The 16,927-nt window shown below is 58.6% G+C and carries 12 protein-coding genes; 10 read left to right on the plus strand and 2 right to left on the minus strand.

The genetic code is table 11. From position 1 onward, the window contains the following. Positions 1 to 95: 95 nt before the first annotated feature. Entirely contained in the window at positions 96 to 1,691 is a 1,596-nt protein-coding gene (locus PSH90_RS07695) for a beta (1-6) glucans synthase (protein WP_305382464.1), read from the minus strand. A gap of 297 nt (positions 1,692 to 1,988) precedes the next feature. Here PSH90_RS07695 and PSH90_RS07700 point away from each other — a divergent pair, with 297 nt between their 5' ends. The 3 genes from PSH90_RS07700 (at position 1,989) to PSH90_RS07710 (ending at position 5,047) form a co-directional block, all read left to right on the plus strand. Beyond that, on the plus strand, positions 1,989 to 2,840 hold the full coding sequence (locus PSH90_RS07700) for a glycine betaine ABC transporter substrate-binding protein (RefSeq protein WP_305382465.1): 852 nt from the start codon (positions 1,989 to 1,991) through the stop codon (positions 2,838 to 2,840). Positions 2,841 to 3,080: 240 nt separating this feature from the next. Next, entirely contained in the window at positions 3,081 to 3,392 is a 312-nt protein-coding gene (locus PSH90_RS07705; protein WP_016771016.1) for a DUF485 domain-containing protein, read from the plus strand. Further along, positions 3,389 to 5,047: a cation acetate symporter gene (locus PSH90_RS07710; protein WP_016771015.1), complete on the plus strand. Its 1,659-nt coding sequence runs from the start codon at positions 3,389 to 3,391 to the stop codon at positions 5,045 to 5,047. Before PSH90_RS07705 ends, PSH90_RS07710 begins: the two co-directional genes overlap by 4 nt. Positions 5,048 to 6,069: 1,022 nt before the next feature. Here PSH90_RS07710 and gltA read toward each other — a convergent pair. Next, on the minus strand, positions 6,070 to 7,359 hold the full coding sequence (gene gltA, locus PSH90_RS07715) for a citrate synthase (protein ID WP_003222994.1): 1,290 nt from the start codon (positions 7,357 to 7,359) through the stop codon (positions 6,070 to 6,072). 363 nt (positions 7,360 to 7,722) lie between these two features. Between gltA and sdhC the strand changes: the two genes are divergently transcribed. The 7 genes from sdhC to lpdA all read left to right on the plus strand — a co-directional run bounded on the left by sdhC (position 7,723) and on the right by lpdA (position 16,850). Continuing rightward, complete coding sequence (gene sdhC / locus PSH90_RS07720) at positions 7,723 to 8,097, plus strand: succinate dehydrogenase, cytochrome b556 subunit (RefSeq protein WP_016773673.1); 375 nt, start codon at positions 7,723 to 7,725, stop codon at positions 8,095 to 8,097. Then, positions 8,091 to 8,459 (plus strand): succinate dehydrogenase, hydrophobic membrane anchor protein, encoded by a 369-nt coding sequence (gene sdhD / locus PSH90_RS07725; protein WP_008049683.1) that lies wholly within the window; start codon positions 8,091 to 8,093, stop codon positions 8,457 to 8,459. The genes sdhC and sdhD overlap by 7 nt, the downstream gene beginning before the upstream one ends. Positions 8,460 to 8,462: 3 nt before the next feature. Continuing rightward, positions 8,463 to 10,235: a succinate dehydrogenase flavoprotein subunit gene (gene sdhA / locus PSH90_RS07730; RefSeq protein ID WP_024012149.1), complete on the plus strand. Its 1,773-nt coding sequence runs from the start codon at positions 8,463 to 8,465 to the stop codon at positions 10,233 to 10,235. A gap of 11 nt (positions 10,236 to 10,246) precedes the next feature. Then, on the plus strand, positions 10,247 to 10,951 hold the full coding sequence (locus tag PSH90_RS07735) for a succinate dehydrogenase iron-sulfur subunit (RefSeq protein ID WP_016773675.1): 705 nt from the start codon (positions 10,247 to 10,249) through the stop codon (positions 10,949 to 10,951). 251 nt (positions 10,952 to 11,202) lie between these two features. Then, the gene (locus tag PSH90_RS07740) at positions 11,203 to 14,034 is read left to right on the plus strand and encodes a 2-oxoglutarate dehydrogenase E1 component (RefSeq protein ID WP_305382466.1); all 2,832 of its coding nucleotides are present in this window, start codon (positions 11,203 to 11,205) and stop codon (positions 14,032 to 14,034) included. A 44-nt stretch (positions 14,035 to 14,078) separates the two neighbouring features. Further along, a complete protein-coding gene (gene odhB / locus PSH90_RS07745; protein WP_024012151.1) occupies positions 14,079 to 15,305 on the plus strand; it encodes a 2-oxoglutarate dehydrogenase complex dihydrolipoyllysine-residue succinyltransferase in 1,227 nt (408 codons plus the stop codon). A gap of 108 nt (positions 15,306 to 15,413) precedes the next feature. After that, positions 15,414 to 16,850 (plus strand): dihydrolipoyl dehydrogenase, encoded by a 1,437-nt coding sequence (gene lpdA, locus PSH90_RS07750; RefSeq protein ID WP_016773678.1) that lies wholly within the window; start codon positions 15,414 to 15,416, stop codon positions 16,848 to 16,850. Positions 16,851 to 16,927: the final 77 nt, after the last annotated feature.

The following is a 16,927-nucleotide window of genomic DNA, read 5'->3' on the forward strand; positions in this document are numbered from 1 at the left end:
CTCCCACAGGAATTGAGGTGAACACAGCATTTGTGTGCAGCAGAAATCCTGTGGGAGCTGGCTTGCCAGCGATGGCGATTTCGAAGGCGCTGAAATCAGGCCTTGCGAACCCGCAGGCATCGCCACAACGCCACCACCATCAATCCACTGACCAGCGCCCAACCCCAAGCCTGCTGATTCAGCATCCTTTCCTGATACAACTGCGGTGCAATCCCGGCGCCGATGATAAAGGTCAGCAGAGCAATCTCCCGACGCGGCACGCTCACCGGGCGGCACAGGTAGACCAGCGCCGGCAGCACGAACGCCATGCTGGCGAAACTGCGATAGCGCGGATCGAAGACCATCTCCAGCATCATCACCGCCGCGGCAAAACCGGCCGCCACGACCAGCCAGCCGGCGCGCCGCTCGAGGAAGTCGAATGCGCGCGCGCGCCAACCGCTGCGTGCGCTCAATGTCAACGCGGCATGCGCGAGCACCAACAGATTCAACCCGGTCAGCAAGCCAACCCACAGCCATTCCCCGGCAAACCGTGTGGTCAATTGAGCCAGATCGCCCCAGGCGCCAATCGAGCAAGCAGCGACGGCGCCCAGCAGTGGCAGCAAAAGCGCCGAACGTGTGCTGCGCACGCGTCCACCAAGCATCAGCGTGCCAAGGAAAATCAATCCGCCTACCGCCAGCCATTCTTTCCAGTACGGCACGTTGCTCACCGGCCCGGCGAGTACGCCCTTGTCCTGCCGATCGGCATCGAACAGCCCCCAATAGCCGCCGACCGCGCCTTCACTGCCGCGCTTCCACGGTTGATCGAAGGCTTCGATCAGGTTGTAACGCCAGCCTTCCTGCTCGGCCATCGCCACAAAGCCACGAATGAATTTTGCCTCGTTGACCCGGCTCGGCACGGCGGTTTCGCGCTGGCGGCCTTCGCTGGGCCAGCCGGTTTCGCCAATCATCACGTCTTTCGGAGCGAATTTGTTGCCGAACACCTGACGTACATCCGCCACATGCCGCAGCGCCACGTCGATATTCGACGGATCGTCTTCCCAGTACGGCAGCAAGTGGATGGTCAGAAAATCCACAGCCGGCGCGACTTCCGGGTGCTTGAGCCAGAATTCCCAAACATCGGCGTAGGTCACCGGTTGCTTGACCTGGCTTTTTACCTTGTTGATCAGCCGGGCCAGTTGCGCGCCAGTGACCTCTTTGCGCAGCAGCGCTTCGTTGCCGACGATTACGGCGGTGACCACGTCGGGGTTGGCATTGGCCGATTTGATCAGCAGCTCGACTTCCTGCTCGGTGTCGACCGGGTTGCTGTTGACCCAGGCGCCGATCATCAACTTCAGACCGTGCTTGCGCGCCAGATCGGGCAGGGCGTCGAGGCCGGTCATCGAGTAGGTGCGGATGCATTCAAAGCGCGTCGCCAGCAGCGCGAGGTCGGCATCCATGCGCTCGGGGCGCAATTTGAACGGCACGTCGAACGGCGATTGGTCTTTGTCGAACGGTGTGTAGGAGGCGCATTGCAACTTGTGCGTCGGCGTCGCGGCGTCCGGCAGGATCACCGGTTGGCCGAGGCCATACCAGAAACCGCTAAGGGCCAACAGCCCGAGCAGGCAGGCGAACAGATAAGGCAGAAAAGGAAATCGGTACGTTGCGGACATGGTCAGGCCGAGTGGCTGCAAAGCGACGCATGTTACCTGCATTTATAGAAGGGCTGGTGGCTTGCAGGCGTTGTCCATGCAAAGTTCGGGCGGATTGTCTGGCGTCAATTAATCTCGCTTGATTAATGGCTTTCTGATGTCGTTTCTCGCTGCCTTGAGGTCGCTGACAGAGCAGGTCGCCGGCCGCTTGAGGTTGATGATCAAACCATCAGTACCCTTTTTGAAAAATCGGCTGATGTTCGGTGTGTGAGGTCCGGCGTGATGGGGGCGCTGTGCACCATAACAATACGTTGACGATGCCCGGCATCCGTCGGGCGCAGCATTTCGGGGAAGTAAACGATGAAGATGCGACGACTTTTAGGCGCAGGTGCCGCTTTGGCGCTTGCGATGAGTTCCACTTTCGCCAACGCTGAAAAACAGACCCTGAACATCGGTTACGTTGACGGCTGGTCCGACAGCGTCGCGACCACCCACGTGGCGGCCGAAGTGATCAAACAGAAGCTCGGTTATGACGTGAAGCTGCAAGCTGTCGCCACCGGGATCATGTGGCAGGGCGTGGCCACCGGCAAACTCGATGCGATGCTCTCGGCCTGGCTGCCCGTGACCCACGGTGACTATTGGACGAAAAACAAGGATCAGGTCGTCGATTACGGCCCGAACTTCAAGGACGCAAAAATCGGCCTGATCGTGCCGGAGTACGTCAAAGCCAAATCGATCGAAGACCTGAAAATCGACGATACCTTCAAAAACCGCATTGTTGGCATCGACGCCGGTTCAGGCGTAATGCTCAAGACCGATCAGGCAATCAAGGATTATGGTCTGGACAAGTACAGCCTCAAGGCCAGTTCCGGCGCCGGCATGATTGCCGAGCTGACCCGCGCCGAGAAGAAAAACGAATCCATCGCTGTCACCGGTTGGGTGCCGCACTGGATGTTCGCCAAGTGGAAACTGCGCTTCCTCGACGACCCGAAAGGCGTGTATGGCCAGGCTGAAACCGTGAACAGCATCGGCAGCAAAGGCCTGGACGCCAAGGCGCCGGAAGTGGCCAAGTTCCTGAAAAACTTCCAGTGGGCGTCGAAAGACGAAATCGGCGAGGTCATGCTGGCGATCCAGGACGGCGCCAAGCCTGATGCAGCGGCCAAGGACTGGGTGGCCAAACACCCGGATCGTGTAGCTGACTGGACCAAATAATTTAAACACCGCCACACCCCTGTGGGAGCGAGCCTGCTCGCGAATGCAATCTGTCAGTTGATGCAATATCGACTGATACGACGCCTTCGCGAGCAGGCTCGCTCCCACAGTTTTTTTCTGTGTACCGGAAAATGGTTAAAACATCATGGCCATCTACTACTAAGGTCGTCTGGAACCTCTCTCGCAGCCGCATACATTAGCTACGTTCCAACAATAATTTGTGCTGCGAGGATAAAAACAATGAACGACAGCATTTACCTCTCGATTCAAAACAGTCCCCGATTCAAGGAGCTGGTTCAGAAAAGGGAACGATTCGCCTGGATTCTCTCGGCAATCATGCTTGGGCTGTACTCCGCATTCATCCTGCTGATCGCATACGGGCCGCACGTGCTCGGGGCGAAACTCAGTCCTGAATCTTCGATCACCTGGGGCATCCCGATCGGTGTCGGCCTGATCATTTCAGCCTTCGTCCTGACCGGCATCTACGTGCGCCGCGCCAATGGCGAGTTCGACGACCTGAACAATGCGATTCTCAAGGAGGCTCAGCAATGATCCGGCGTCTACTGGCTCTATTGAGTGTTGCGGCTTTCGCGCCGAGTGTCTGGGCGGCTGACGCGCTAACGGGGGAGGTGGCCAAACAGCCGCTGAACATCCCGGCGATCCTGATGTTCGTGGCCTTCGTCGGCGCGACGTTGTACATCACCTACTGGGCTTCGAAGAAAAACAATTCGGCCGCCGATTATTATGCGGCGGGCGGCAAGATCACCGGTTTCCAGAACGGCCTGGCGATCGCTGGCGACTACATGTCGGCGGCGTCCTTCCTGGGGATTTCCGCACTGGTGTTCACCTCCGGCTACGATGGCCTGATCTACTCGATCGGCTTCCTCGTGGGCTGGCCGATCATTCTGTTCCTGATCGCCGAGCGCCTGCGCAACTTGGGTAAATACACCTTTGCCGACGTGGCGTCCTACCGCCTCGGGCAAACCCAGATTCGCACCCTGTCCGCCTGCGGTTCGCTGGTGGTGGTGGCGTTCTACCTGATCGCGCAAATGGTCGGTGCCGGCAAGCTGATCCAGCTGCTGTTCGGCCTCGATTACCACGTTGCGGTGATTCTGGTCGGCGTGCTGATGTGCATGTACGTGCTGTTCGGCGGCATGCTCGCGACCACTTGGGTGCAGATCATCAAGGCAGTGCTGCTGCTGTCCGGTGCCTCGTTCATGGCGCTGATGGTGATGAAGCACGTGGGCTTCGACTTCAACACGCTGTTTTCCGAAGCGATCAAGGTTCACGCCAAGGGCGAAGCGATCATGAGCCCCGGCGGTCTGGTGAAGGATCCGATCTCGGCATTCTCGCTGGGTCTGGCGCTGATGTTCGGCACCGCTGGCCTGCCGCACATCCTGATGCGCTTCTTCACCGTGAGTGACGCAAAAGAAGCGCGCAAGAGCGTGCTGTACGCTACCGGTTTCATTGGCTACTTCTACATCCTGACCTTCATCATCGGCTTCGGCGCGATCCTGCTGGTCAGCACCAACCCGGCCTTCAAAGATGCAGCGGGCGCTTTGCTCGGCGGCAACAACATGGCGGCGGTGCACCTGGCCAACGCGGTGGGCGGCAGCATCTTCCTAGGCTTCATCTCGGCAGTGGCGTTTGCAACCATTCTGGCTGTGGTAGCCGGTCTGACGCTGGCGGGTGCTTCGGCGGTTTCTCACGACCTGTACGCCAGTGTGATCAAGAAGGGCAAGGCCAACGAGAAGGATGAGATTCGCGTGTCGAAGATCACCACCATCGCCCTGGCGGTGCTGGCGATTGGTCTGGGCATTCTGTTCGAAAGCCAGAACATTGCGTTCATGGTCGGCCTGGCGTTCTCGATTGCGGCGAGCTGCAACTTCCCTGTGCTGCTGCTTTCGATGTACTGGAAGAAGCTGACCACTCGTGGCGCGATGATTGGTGGCTGGCTGGGTCTGGTCAGTGCTGTTGGTCTGATGATCCTCGGCCCGACCATCTGGGTGCAGATTCTGCATCACGAGAAGGCGATCTTCCCTTACGAATATCCGGCGCTGTTCTCGATGATGATTGCGTTCATCGGGATCTGGTTCTTCTCGATCACTGACAAGTCGGCGGCTGCGGACAATGAGCGGGCGCTGTTCTTCCCGCAGTTTGTGCGTTCGCAGACCGGGTTGGGGGCGAGTGGGGCGGTTTCGCACTAAGAGATCAGTTGTAAGCTGCAAGCTTCAAGCTTCAAGAAAACGCCCTGGTTGAGAGATTGGGGCGTTTTTTTTGTGGGCGGTTATCGGTTGGTTTGGTGTGTATATCCGTTTTTTGCAGTGCTGCGGCTGGCGGTTTCGCCCTTACGGCGACTTACTTTTTTACAAGCGCCAAAAAAAGTAAGCAAAAAACGCTAGCTCCTGCGTTCGGCCCTCGCAGGCTCGGGTTCCTTCGCTGCGGGATCGATCCGGGCGCAGCGGCTCCGGTTTGCTTCGCTGCACCTCCTTCCGCTGTGTCTGGCTGCGCCAGACGGTCGCTGCGCTCCCACGCCCGGATCAATCCCTCCACTCAGCCTTCCGACGTCGCCCGTGGATCAAGATCAAAAGCACTCGAGCTAACGCTCATTGTTGAGTGGTTAGAAGCGTCGCATGGCTTGAGATTTTCGGTGGATTCGCCCCTCACCCCAGCCCTCTCCCCAGGGAGAGGGAGCCGATTTGTGTGGTGTTCAAAACCTGCATTCGACTCGGTATCGCAAGTCGGCGTGTTTCGCCCAAACACCTCGGTCAGTCCCCTCTCCCTCTGGGAGAGGGCTAGGGTGAGGGGCTCTTGATCTGGCTTTGGCTTTTGCTTTTGATCTTTTGCCCCTTCGGCAGGCTTCGTTACGGGATCGATCCGGGGGTGGGAGCGTAGCGACCGTACGACGCAGTCGTACACAGCGAGTGTAGGTGCAGCGAAGCCAACCGGAGCCGCTGCGCCCGGATCGGTCCCGTAACGAAGGTACCCCGAGCCCTAGCGAGCGGGCCGTACGCCGGGGCAAAGCCTTTTGGGTTACCTTTTCGGCGTTTGGAAAAGGTGACTCGCTGTAAGAGCGAAACCGCCAGCGGCAGCACCCGCAGCAACGGATATGCCCCCAAAATCCAAGAACCAGTCGGCCCGAAGGCCGCTGAAACCACAAACAAAAACGGCCTCTATATAAGAGGCCGTTCCTGACACACCACTAAACCATCACAAAAAAGAAAAACCCTTATTTGCGATCTTCCAGCTTGGTAATGTCACGCGACTCGTAACCGGTGTACAGCTGGCGCGGACGGCCAATCTTGTACGGGCTCGAAAGCATTTCTTTCCAGTGCGAAATCCAGCCCACAGTACGCGCCAGGGCGAAAATCACCGTGAACATGCTGGTCGGAATGCCGATCGCCTTGAGGATGATCCCCGAGTAGAAGTCGACGTTCGGGTACAGCGAGCGCTCGATGAAGTACGGGTCGGTCAACGCGATCTCTTCCAGGCGCATGGCCAGTTCGAGTTGCGGATCGTTGTTGATGCCCAGTTCCTTCAGCACTTCGTCGCAGGTCTGCTTCATGACAGTCGCGCGAGGGTCGCGGTTCTTGTAGACGCGGTGACCGAAGCCCATCAACTTGAACGGATCGTTCTTGTCCTTGGCTTTGGCGATGAACTTGTCGATGTTCGACACATCGCCAATCTCGTCGAGCATGGTCAGCACGGCTTCGTTCGCACCGCCGTGGGCAGGACCCCACAGTGCGGCGATACCGGCAGCGATGCAGGCGAACGGGTTGGCACCCGAAGAGCCGGCCAGACGCACGGTGGAGGTCGAAGCGTTCTGCTCGTGGTCGGCGTGGAGGATGAAGATCCGGTCCATGGCCTTGGCGAGTACCGGGCTGATCGGTTTGATCTCGCACGGGGTGTTGAACATCATGTGCAGGAAGTTTTCCGCGTAAGTCAGATCGTTGCGCGGGTACATCATGGGTTGGCCCATGGAGTACTTGTAAACCATCGCTGCCAGGGTCGGCATCTTCGCAACCAGACGGATCGCGGAAATTTCGCGATGCTGCGGGTTATTGATGTCCAGGGAGTCGTGGTAGAAGGCCGAGAGGGCGCCGACTACACCGCACATGACGGCCATCGGGTGGGCGTCGCGACGGAAACCGTTGAAGAAGGTTTTCAGCTGCTCGTGAACCATGGTGTGGTTCTTCACGGTGCTGACGAACTGGGCCTTCTGTTCTGCGGTCGGCAATTCGCCGTTGAGCAGCAGGTAGCAGGTTTCCAGGTAGTCCGACTTTTCAGCCAGCTGTTCGATCGGGTAGCCGCGGTGCAACAAAATGCCGTTGTCGCCGTCGATATAGGTAATTTTCGATTCGCACGAAGCGGTCGACATGAAACCCGGGTCGAAAGTGAAGCGGCCCGTGGCCGTCAGGCCCCGAACATCGATTACATCGGGACCAACGGTGCCGGTTAAAATGGGCAGCTCGACGGGGGCTGCGCCCTCGATGATCAACTGCGCTTTTTTGTCAGCCATGTGGCCTCCTATTTATGCTTGAACCATCAGACAGACCCCCCACGCAGGGCCCGCACCACTATAGTGAGATAAATTCGAATGTCAATTTGCCTAAAGTCTTGCTCCAGAAGGCTTTAAGCCGACTTTTTCCTCGAAATTGCCTGCCATTTACGCCTTTTATGCAACTTGTGCAATCCGCTATTGGGGGTAGGTGAACGCGTTGTCATTAGTAGCCTAACTGTCTATACTCGGCCACCGACCGCCAAGGGCTTTTGGGCTTGCTTTCATTGGGGGTCGCATCCCTGGGTGGTGGTTACCTGACCAGTGCACTCCCCAACAACTTTGCCCTGATTGTTAGGGGCTCTTCAGTGTGAAAAAAAAGCCGTGAAAAGCCAACGACCTGTAAACCTAGACCTAAGGACCATCAAACTCCCAGTCACTGCTTACACGTCCATTCTTCACCGTATCTCCGGTGTCATCCTCTTCGTGTGCCTTGCCATCATGCTTTACGCATTGGACAAGTCGCTGAGCTCCGAGGAAGGCTTCGGTCAGGTGAAAGCGTGTCTGACCAGTCCGCTAGCCAAGCTAGTGATTTGGGGCATCCTGTCCGCTCTGCTGTATCACCTGGTAGCCGGTGTGCGCCACTTGATCATGGACATGGGCATCGGTGAGACGCTGGAAGGCGGCAAACTGGGCTCGAAAATCGTTATCGCCGTTTCCGTGGTGGTAATCGTTCTGGCAGGAGTCTGGATATGGTAACTAACGTCACTAACCTGTCGCGTTCGGGCCTCTATGACTGGATGGCACAGCGTGTGTCTGCGGTCGTTCTCGCGGCTTACTTCATCTTTCTGATCGGATACATCGTCGCCAACCCTGGCCTCGAGTATGCCCAGTGGCATGAACTGTTCGCTCACAACGGAATGCGTATTTTCAGCCTGCTGGCCCTTGTTGCTCTGGGCGCTCACGCCTGGGTCGGCATGTGGACCATCGCGACCGACTACCTGACGCCAATGGCGTTCGGCAAGTCCGCAACGGCGATACGTTTCCTTTTCCAGGCAGTATGCGGCGTTGCGATGTTCGCTTACTTCGTCTGGGGTGTGCAGATTCTCTGGGGTATCTGATTCATGGCTAACATTCCAACGATTTCTTTCGACGCCATCATTATTGGTGGTGGCGGTGCCGGCATGCGCGCTGCGCTGCAGCTGGCACAGGGCGGCCACAAGACTGCGGTGATCACCAAGGTTTTCCCGACCCGTTCGCACACCGTGTCCGCACAGGGCGGCATCACGTGCGCCATCGCTTCCGCCGACCCGAACGATGACTGGCGCTGGCACATGTACGATACCGTCAAGGGTTCCGACTACATCGGTGACCAGGACGCTATCGAATACATGTGTCAGGAAGGCCCGGCTGCCGTGTTCGAGCTGGACCACATGGGTCTGCCGTTCTCGCGTACCGAGCAAGGCCGCATCTACCAGCGTCCGTTCGGTGGCCAGTCCAAGGATTACGGCAAGGGCGGTCAGGCTGCACGTACCTGCGCTGCATCCGACCGTACCGGTCACGCGCTGCTGCACACCCTTTATCAGGGCAACCTGAAAGCCGGTACCACGTTCCTCAACGAGTACTACGCTGTTGATCTGGTGAAAAACCAGGAAGGCGAATTCGTTGGTGTGATCGCGATCTGCATCGAAACCGGCGAAACCTCCTACATCCGTGCCAAGGCCACCGTTCTGGCGACTGGCGGTGCAGGCCGTATCTACGCGTCCACCACCAACGCCCTGATCAACACCGGTGACGGCGTCGGCATGGCTCTGCGTGCTGGCGTGCCGGTACAAGACATCGAAATGTGGCAGTTCCACCCGACCGGCATTGCCGGCGCCGGTGTACTGGTTACCGAAGGTTGCCGTGGTGAAGGTGGTTACCTGATCAACAAGCACGGCGAGCGTTTCATGGAGCGTTATGCTCCGAACGCGAAAGACCTTGCAGGTCGTGACGTGGTTGCCCGTTCGATGGTCAAGGAAATCATCGCCGGCAACGGTTGCGGTCCGAATGGCGACCACGTAATGCTCAAGCTCGACCACCTGGGCGAGGAAGTGCTGCACAGCCGTCTGCCAGGCATCTGCGAACTGTCGAAGACTTTCGCCCACGTTGACCCGGTAGTTGCTCCGGTTCCGGTCGTGCCGACCTGCCACTACATGATGGGCGGCGTTGCCACCAACATTCATGGCCAGGCGATCACCCAGAACGCCGAAGGTCAGGACCAGATCATTCCTGGCCTGTTCGCGGTAGGCGAAGTGGCTTGCGTATCGGTACACGGTGCGAACCGTCTGGGCGGCAACTCGCTGCTCGACCTGGTGGTCTTCGGTCGCGCTGCCGGCCTGCACCTGGAAAAGGCGTTGACCGATGGCATCGAATACGACGACGCTACCGAGTCCGACATCGAAGCTGCATTGTCGCGTCTGAACGCGCTGAACAACCGTACCGACGGTGAAGACGTTGCCACCCTGCGTCGCGAGCTGCAAAGCTGCATGCAGAACTACTTCGGTGTATTCCGTACCGGCGAATACATGCAGAAGGGCATCGCTCAGCTGGCCGATCTGCGCAAGCGTATCGCCAACGTGAAGATCAACGACAAGTCGCAAGCGTTCAACACTGCACGTATCGAAGCGCTGGAACTGCAGAACCTGCTGGAAGTGGCTGAAGCTACCGCCATCGCGGCCGAAGTACGTAAAGAGTCCCGCGGCGCTCACGCCCGTGAAGACTTCGAAGACCGTGATGACGAAAACTGGCTGTGCCACACCCTGTACTTCCCGGGTGACAAGCGCGTCACCAAGCGTGCCGTGAACTTCTCGCCGAAGACTGTTCCGACTTTCGAACCTAAAGTCCGGACTTATTAAGGGTGACCGCCATGTTGCAAGTCAGTGTTTATCGCTACAACCCTGATCAGGACGCCGCGCCGTTCATGCAGGATTTCCAGGTCGATACCGGTGGTAAAGACCTGATGGTGCTGGACGTGCTGGCCCTGATCAAAGAGCAGGACGAAGGTTTCTCCTATCGTCGCTCCTGCCGTGAAGGCGTCTGCGGCTCCGACGGCATGAACATCAACGGCAAGAACGGTCTGGCCTGCATCACGCCGCTGTCTGCCGTTGTAAAAGGCAACAAGCTGATCGTTCGTCCACTGCCAGGTTTGCCGGTTATCCGTGACCTGGTCGTCGATATGAGCATCTTCTACAAGCAATACGAGAAGGTGAAGCCTTACCTGCAGAACGACACGCCGGCTCCGGCCATCGAGCGTCTGCAGTCGCCAGAAGAGCGCGAAAAGCTCGACGGTCTGTACGAGTGCATCCTGTGCGCCTGCTGCTCGACCTCTTGCCCGTCCTTCTGGTGGAACCCGGACAAGTTCCTGGGTCCTGCTGCGCTGCTGCAAGCCTACCGCTTCCTGGCAGACAGCCGCGACACCAAGACCAGCGAGCGTCTGGCTTCACTTGACGACCCGTTCAGCGTTTTCCGCTGCCGGGGCATCATGAACTGCGTCAACGTATGTCCGAAAGGCCTGAACCCGACTAAGGCCATCGGTCACATCCGTAACATGCTGCTTTCGAGCGGCGTGTGATTCAGCTGCTGTAACCGTTGCACCGTAGAGGCTGTGGCGCGGGCTTCAACCCGCGTCATGGCTATAACCAGAGCCGTAGCCATAAGCTGCAGCTCTTCTTTTGAAGAAATGAGACAAGCAGGGGCATCCGGGCTGGTACCCGGACTATCAGTGTGATCCTAGGTGGCTTGTTTTAGTCGCTGCATTCGGACTTCTGCAAGTTTGCTCGGTGTCGACACCGATGGTGTTCCCCTAACCGAGGGTGACCAAGCATGCAAGAAAGCGTGATGCAGCGCATGTGGAACAGCGCCTACCTTTCAGGTGGAAACGCTGCCTATGTGGAAGAGCTTTATGAGCTCTACCTGCACGACCCTAACGCTGTGCCAGAAGAGTGGCGCACCTACTTTCAGAAGTTGCCAGCCGACGGCAACTCTGCCACTGATGTTTCGCACTCGACGATTCGCGATCATTTCGTGCTGCTGGCAAAGAACCAGCGCCGCGCCCAACCGGTTTCCGCCGGCAGCGTGAGCAGTGAGCACGAGAAGAAGCAAGTTGAAGTGCTGCGATTGATCCAGGCCTACCGTATGCGTGGCCACCAGGCAGCCCAGCTTGACCCGCTGGGGCTGTGGCAGCGTCCTGCACCTGCAGACCTGTCGATCAATCATTACGGCTTGACCAATGCCGATCTTGATACGACCTTCCGTGCCGGCGACCTGTTCATCGGCAAAGAGGAAGCGAGCCTACGCGAAATTCACGAAGCGTTGCAGCAGACATATTGCCGCACCATCGGCGCTGAGTTCACGCACATCACCGATTCCGAGCAGCGCCAGTGGTTCCAGCAGCGTCTGGAAAGCGTGCGTGGTCGTCCGACGTACTCCGCCGACATCAAGAGCCACCTGCTTGAGCGCGTGACTGCCGGTGAAGGCCTGGAAAAATACCTCGGTACCAAATACCCGGGCACCAAGCGTTTCGGTCTGGAAGGCGGCGAAAGCCTGATTCCGATGCTCGACGAACTGATCCAGCGTTCCGGCTCGTACGGTACCAAGGAAGTCGTCATCGGCATGGCCCACCGTGGCCGTCTGAACGTTCTGGTCAACACCTTCGGCAAGAACCCGCGCGAGCTGTTCGACGAGTTCGAAGGCAAGAAGAAGGTCGAGCTGGGTTCCGGTGACGTTAAATACCACCAGGGCTTCTCGTCCAACGTGATGACCACCGGCGGTGAAGTTCACCTGGCCATGGCGTTCAACCCGTCCCACCTGGAAATCGTTTCCCCGGTGGTCGAAGGTTCGGTGCGCGCCCGTCAGGACCGTCGCAACGACCTGACCGGTGAGAAAGTTCTGCCGATCTCCATCCACGGTGACGCGGCATTCGCCGGTCAGGGCGTGGTCATGGAAACCTTCCAGATGTCGCAGGCCCGCGGTTTCAAGACCGGCGGTACCGTGCACATCGTGATCAACAACCAGGTCGGTTTCACCATCAGCAACCCGCTGGACTCGCGTTCCACCGAGTACGCCACCGACGTCGCCAAGATGATCCAGGCGCCGATCCTCCATGTGAATGGCGATGATCCGGAAGCCGTGCTGTTCGTGACCCAACTGGCCATCGACTACCGCATGCAGTTCAAGCGTGACGTGGTGATCGATCTGGTCTGCTACCGTCGTCGCGGCCACAACGAGGCCGACGAACCAAGCGGCACCCAGCCACTGATGTATCAGCAGATCACCAAGCAGCGCACCACCCGTGAGCTGTACGCTGATCGCCTGACTCAGGCCGGTGTGCTTGACGCTGAACGCGTTCAGGCCAAGGTCGACGAATACCGCAACGCGCTGGACAACGGTCTGCACGTAGTGAAATCGCTGGTCAAAGAGCCGAACAAAGAGCTGTTCGTCGACTGGCGTCCGTACCTGGGCCACGCCTGGACTGCGCGTCACGACACGCGTTTCGATCTGAAGACCCTGCAAGAGCTGTCCGCCAAGCTGCTGGAAATTCCGGAAGGCTTCGTCGTTCAGCGCCAGGTCGCGAAGATCTACGAAGACCGTCAGAAGATGCAAGCCGGCGGCCTGCCGATCAACTGGGGTTACGCTGAAACCATGGCGTACGCGACCCTCGCGTTCGAAGGTCACCCGATCCGCATGACCGGTCAGGACATCGGCCGCGGTACGTTCTCGCACCGTCACGCTGTGTTGCACAACCAGAAAGACGCGGGCACCTACATTCCGCTGCAGAACCTGTACGACGGTCAGCCACGTTTCGACCTGTACGACTCGTTCCTCTCGGAAGAAGCGGTACTGGCATTCGAATACGGTTACTCGACCACCACGCCAAACGCGCTGGTGATCTGGGAAGCCCAGTTCGGCGACTTCGCCAACGGTGCTCAGGTCGTGATCGACCAGTTCATCACCAGCGGCGAGCACAAGTGGGGCCGTCTCTGCGGTCTGACCATGCTGCTGCCACACGGTTACGAAGGCCAAGGCCCTGAGCACAGCTCGGCTCGTCTTGAGCGTTACCTGCAGCTGTGCGCCGAGCACAACATTCAGGTGTGCATGCCGACCACGCCAGCGCAGATCTACCACTTGCTGCGTCGTCAGGTGATCCGTCCGCTGCGCAAGCCGCTGGTCGTGCTGACGCCGAAGTCGCTGCTGCGCCACAAGCTGGCCATCTCGACGCTGGAAGATCTGGCCGAAGGTTCGTTCCAGACCGTGATCCCGGAAATCGATGCACTGGACCCGAAAAAGGTCGAGCGCGTGGTTCTGTGCAGCGGCAAGGTCTACTACGACCTGCTGGAAAAACGCCGTGCCGAAGGCCGCGAAGATATCGCCATCGTGCGTATCGAGCAGCTGTATCCGTTCCCTGAGGACGACTTGAAAGAAGTCCTGGCTCCATATACCAACGTCAAACACGCCGTCTGGTGTCAGGAAGAGCCGATGAACCAGGGTGCCTGGTACTGCAGCCAGCATCACTTGCGTCGCAGCATCGCCAACCTCGACAAGACTCTCGTACTTGAGTACGCGGGCCGTGAGGCTTCGGCTGCGCCAGCTTGTGGTTACGCATCGATGCACGCCGAGCAGCAGGAAAAACTGCTGCAAGATGCTTTCACTGTTTAACGCCTTCGCGCTGACTGAAACCGAATTTTAAGGACCCACAGATAATGGCTATCGAAATCAAAGCCCCGTCATTCCCGGAATCGGTTGCCGATGGCACCGTTGCCACCTGGCACAAGAAACCAGGTGAGGCCGTCAAGCGTGACGACCTGATCGTCGACATCGAAACCGACAAAGTCGTGCTCGAAGTGTTGGCTGAAGCAGACGGCGTGCTGGGCGCAATCGTTGCCGAAGAGGGCGCTACCGTTCTGTCGAACCAGGTCCTGGGCTCGATCGAAGAGGGCGGCGCTGCTGCTGCCGCTCCTGCCGCCGCTGCCGCTCCGGCCGCTACTGCCGCTGCCGCACCAGCTGCTGCCGATGGCGAAGATGACCCGATCGCCGCTCCTGCCGCGCGCAAGCTGGCTGAAGAGAACGGCATCAACATCGCTTCCGTTGCCGGCACCGGCAAGGGCGGTCGTGTGACCAAGGAAGACGTGGTAGCAGCAGTTGCTGCGAAGAAAGCCGCTCCGGCTGCCGCGCCTGCCAAGGCTGCTGCTCCTTCGGCTGCTGCGCCTGTGTTCGCTGCCGGCGACCGCATCGAGAAGCGCGTACCGATGACTCGCGTACGTGCCACCGTGGCCAAGCGTCTGGTTGAAGCCCAGTCAAACATGGCGATGCTGACCACGTTCAACGAAGTCGACATGACCGAAGTCATGGCGCTGCGTTCGAAGTACAAGGACCTGTTCGAGAAGTCCCACAACGGCGTACGCCTGGGCTTCATGTCGTTCTTCGTGAAAGCGGCCACCGAAGCGCTGAAACGCTTCCCGGCTGTCAACGCGTCGATCGACGGCGGCGACATCGTTTACCACGGCTATGCGGACATCGGCGTTGCCGTTTCCAGCGACCGTGGCCTGGTGGTACCGGTTCTGCGTAACGCCGAGCTGATGAGCCTGGCTGAAATCGAAGGCGGCATCGCAACATTTGGCAAGAAAGCCCGTGACGGCAAACTGTCGATGGACGAGATGACCGGTGGTACCTTCACCATCACCAACGGTGGTACCTTCGGTTCGATGATGTCGACGCCGATCGTCAACCCGCCGCAGGCAGCGATTCTGGGCATGCACAACATCATCCAGCGTCCGATGGCCATCAACGGTCAGGTCGTGATCCGTCCGATGATGTACCTGGCTCTGTCCTACGATCACCGCCTGATCGATGGCAAAGAAGCTGTGACCTTCCTGGTGACCATCAAGAACCTGCTGGAAGATCCGGCTCGTCTGTTGCTGGATATCTAAAAAGCAGCTGCAAGCTTTCAGCTACAAGCCTCAAGCTCAGGGCGAGCGGGTGGGCTTGCAGCTTGGAGCTTGCGGCTTGTAGCTTTATTGCTAAAGAGGATTTTTTGAATGTCGCAGAAATTTGACGTAGTAGTGATCGGTGCCGGCCCTGGTGGCTATGTAGCGGCCATCAAGGCTGCTCAGTTGGGCCTGACCACTGCCTGCATCGAGAAGTACACCGACGCAGAGGGCAAGCAAGCCCTGGGCGGTACCTGCCTGAACGTAGGTTGCATTCCTTCCAAGGCGCTGCTCGACAGCTCGTGGAAATACAAGGAAGCCAAAGAGAGCTTCAACGTTCACGGTATCTCGACCGGCGAAGTCAAAATGGACGTCGCTGCGATGGTTGGCCGCAAGGCTGGCATCGTCAAGAACCTGACCGGCGGCGTTGCCACCCTGTTCAAGGCCAACGGCGTTACTTCGATCCAGGGCCACGGCAAGCTGCTGGCCGGCAAGAAAGTCGAAGTCACCAAGCCGGACGGTTCGGTTGAAGTCATCGAAGCGGAAAACGTCATTCTCGCGCCAGGTTCGCGTCCGATCGACATTCCACCGGCTCCGGTTGACCAGAAAGTCATCGTCGATTCGACTGGCGCTCTGGAATTCCAGTCCGTACCTAAACGTCTGGGCGTGATCGGCGCTGGCGTGATCGGTCTGGAACTGGGTTCGGTATGGTCGCGTCTGGGTGCAGAAGTGACTGTTCTCGAAGCACTGGACACTTTCCTGATGGCAGCGGACACCGCCGTTTCCAAGGAAGCGCTGAAAACCCTGACCAAACAGGGCCTGGACATCAAGCTGGGCGCTCGCGTTACCGGTTCGAAAGTCAACGGCGAAGAAGTCGTCGTCAACTACACCGATGCCAACGGCGAACAGACCATCACTTTCGACAAGCTGATCGTAGCCGTTGGTCGCCGTCCGGTGACCACTGATCTGCTGTCTGCCGACTGCGGCGTGGAAATCGACGAGCGCGGTTTCATCGCGGTCGATGACCATTGCGTCACAGCTGTACCGGGCGTCTTCGCCATCGGTGACGTGGTTCGCGGCATGATGCTGGCCCACAAGGCTTCGGAAGAAGGCATCATGGTTGTCGAGCGCATCAAGGGCCACAAGGCTCAGATGAACTATGATTTGATCCCTTCGGTTATTTATACTCACCCGGAAATCGCGTGGGTGGGCAAAACCGAGCAGGCGCTGAAGGCCGAAGGCGTTGAAGTCAACGTCGGCACCTTCCCGTTCGCCGCTTCCGGCCGTGCCATGGCTGCCAACGATACCGGTGGTTTCGTCAAGGTCATCGCCGATGCGAAGACCGACCGCGTATTGGGCGTGCACGTGATTGGCCCGAGCGCTGCAGAACTGGTTCAGCAGGGCGCGATCGGTATGGAATTCGGCACCAGCGCTGAAGACCTGGGCATGATGGTTTTCTCCCATCCGACCCTGTCCGAAGCCTTGCACGAAGCTGCTCTGGCAGTGAATGGCGGCGCCATTCACATTGCCAACCGCAAGAAGCGTTAAGACATAATAAGAAACCACGGCGGCAACGGCCCGTCGTGAGCCTTGCGAGCAAGACTCACCGCGGAATGTCCGCCGGA

The organism is Pseudomonas sp. FP1762, assembly GCF_030687105.1.
GTDB classification, from domain to species: Bacteria; Pseudomonadota; Gammaproteobacteria; order Pseudomonadales; family Pseudomonadaceae; genus Aquipseudomonas; species Aquipseudomonas siliginis.

Coding starts and splice junctions, on each gene's coding strand:
- PSH90_RS07705 (WP_016771016.1), top strand. CDS start 3,081: ATGAACGACAGCATTTACCTCTCGATTCAAAACAGTCCCCGATTCAAG.
- PSH90_RS07695 (WP_305382464.1), bottom strand. CDS start 1,691: ATGCAGGTAACATGCGTCGCTTTGCAGCCACTCGGCCTGACCATGTCC.
- PSH90_RS07700 (WP_305382465.1), top strand. CDS start 1,989: ATGAAGATGCGACGACTTTTAGGCGCAGGTGCCGCTTTGGCGCTTGCG.
- PSH90_RS07735 (WP_016773675.1), top strand. CDS start 10,247: ATGTTGCAAGTCAGTGTTTATCGCTACAACCCTGATCAGGACGCCGCG.
- gltA (WP_003222994.1), bottom strand. CDS start 7,359: ATGGCTGACAAAAAAGCGCAGTTGATCATCGAGGGCGCAGCCCCCGTC.
- sdhA (WP_024012149.1), top strand. CDS start 8,463: ATGGCTAACATTCCAACGATTTCTTTCGACGCCATCATTATTGGTGGT.
- odhB (WP_024012151.1), top strand. CDS start 14,079: ATGGCTATCGAAATCAAAGCCCCGTCATTCCCGGAATCGGTTGCCGAT.
- lpdA (WP_016773678.1), top strand. CDS start 15,414: ATGTCGCAGAAATTTGACGTAGTAGTGATCGGTGCCGGCCCTGGTGGC.
- sdhD (WP_008049683.1), top strand. CDS start 8,091: ATGGTAACTAACGTCACTAACCTGTCGCGTTCGGGCCTCTATGACTGG.
- PSH90_RS07710 (WP_016771015.1), top strand. CDS start 3,389: ATGATCCGGCGTCTACTGGCTCTATTGAGTGTTGCGGCTTTCGCGCCG.
- PSH90_RS07740 (WP_305382466.1), top strand. CDS start 11,203: ATGCAAGAAAGCGTGATGCAGCGCATGTGGAACAGCGCCTACCTTTCA.